The following is a 1,522-nucleotide window of genomic DNA, read 5'->3' as shown; positions in this document are numbered from 1 at the left end:
TGCTATATCAAACTCGGGGTAAATATGGAAATTAGTGATGCAATTGGGCTCGCAGTAGGAATTATTGGAACTAGCATTGCTATTTACCAATGGGCAGTCATCAACGAGAGTAAAAAAAGAAAAAACGAACTTCAATATTTATTAGCAGGCATTAACGGCTCTGCTATCCATAAACAGCAAGCTTGGCAAAATCAATTATCCCTGTTACCCAAACCAACTACAGCTGAGGATCTTAAAGTTCATCAAGCATACACTCGCGCACGTGATGATGCTGCTGAGTTTGCAGCTTTAAGCATTGCTCTTGAAGGAACCATTGATACGGGTAATTCTGCAATTGTTGCTATGATGGATAAGTATTTAGCTCTATCTACAAAAAATAATGCAAGGCAAACTAATTCAGTAACACCTATATCTGAAGTAAATGTAGCTTCAAAATAGCACTAACAAGAACTTCAAACGGAAAAAATACAGTTGGCTGTTTTCACTCCGTTCAACATTTTAGCCAACTATATTTTTCCGCTTAAGTAGGCGTTAGTTTGTTATTAAGTTTTACTAGGGAAAGTGGTTTCAAATTCTAGTGAGTTTGTTAATCGAAGTAGTCCATCACAGGAAGTGTCTAGGTTTTACCTTTTGCGTTTAGCGTTCAAACTTCCATGTAATGTAAATCCCTTTAAGCCTTAACTTTTCAATAGTTTGCTGATAGTGTTGCGTTTACAAAAGTTAGAGTTGTTTGTTTAAGTAAGGTGGGGCGGTCAAGCCGCATCAACACCGCATAACTAACAAGCAATTTAACAGGACAAAAAACAGTTGGCTTCGCTTCGCGATTATAGCCAACCATTTTTCGCCCATTAATTGAGGCGTTATATTTACAAGGAAAGTCTATTGAAAATTGATAATTTTATAACAATAATCCCAAGTCTAGGAAAAGGAGTACTTCTAGGTATAGGAATTGGAGCATCTCTTTTTGGTGTTTTATTTATGGCGTTAGCTTTCAATCAAGATCAATCGTTGAATATAGGTGCACTAGTGGCTACTTTATCAGGTTCTGCTTGTATTTTAATTGCTTTAAATTCTAAGAACCTACCAACAGAGTAAATGTAAATATAACAAGCAAATTAACAGGACTAAAAACAGCGGGCTTGTTCGCTTCGCTCCATTTTAGCCCACTATTTTTAGCCCGTTATTTGGGCGTTATGTGCCACTAGAGTTTAGATGAAAACTGATTATTCTGATTATCAAAATAAGTTAGAGAAACTCATCGAGTTACTTCGAGATTACAATGAAGAGCATTGGGCTAATTACTTCCGTAAATCATTAGAGTTACTTTACAAGGGAAAGCCTCAGAAGAGTATTTCTCACTCACTTGGTGCTTATGGTGGCATGGGTAGTTTTAATGATTCTTTAACTTTTACTGGTGCCTCTGAGCAAGATGCTAAGTTAGGTTTTGAGTTAAGAACTAACCTGTGGCTTGTATGTAAATCTAAACGAAGTATTATAAAGCGTGCTATGGAGTTGTAGCACA

General features: G+C 36.6%; 3 protein-coding genes. All 3 read left to right on the top strand.

The features are described from left to right. The coding region (locus AC27G3_RS18080) for a hypothetical protein (RefSeq protein WP_487124018.1) at nt 1–438 on the top strand (438 nt) is incomplete at its 5' end. Nucleotides 439–882: 444 nt separating this feature from the next. Then, on the top strand, nt 883–1,095 hold the full coding sequence (locus AC27G3_RS18075; protein ID WP_487124016.1) for a hypothetical protein: 213 nt from the start codon (nt 883–885) through the stop codon (nt 1,093–1,095). A 117-nt stretch (nt 1,096–1,212) separates the two neighbouring features. Then, on the top strand, nt 1,213–1,518 hold the full coding sequence (locus AC27G3_RS18070; protein ID WP_487124014.1) for a DUF6966 domain-containing protein: 306 nt from the start codon (nt 1,213–1,215) through the stop codon (nt 1,516–1,518). The last annotated feature ends 4 nt before the right edge of the window (nt 1,519–1,522 follow it).

The organism is Colwellia sp. SU-HH01217 (assembly GCF_057543495.1).
Note: the sequence above shows the minus strand (reverse complement) of the source record. Positions and strands in the feature narration are given on the sequence as shown.

What these genes read in the sequence shown, in the direction of transcription:
- AC27G3_RS18070 (WP_487124014.1), top strand. Translation starts at nt 1,213, where the DNA reads ATGAAAACTGATTATTCTGATTATCAAAATAAGTTAGAGAAACTCATC.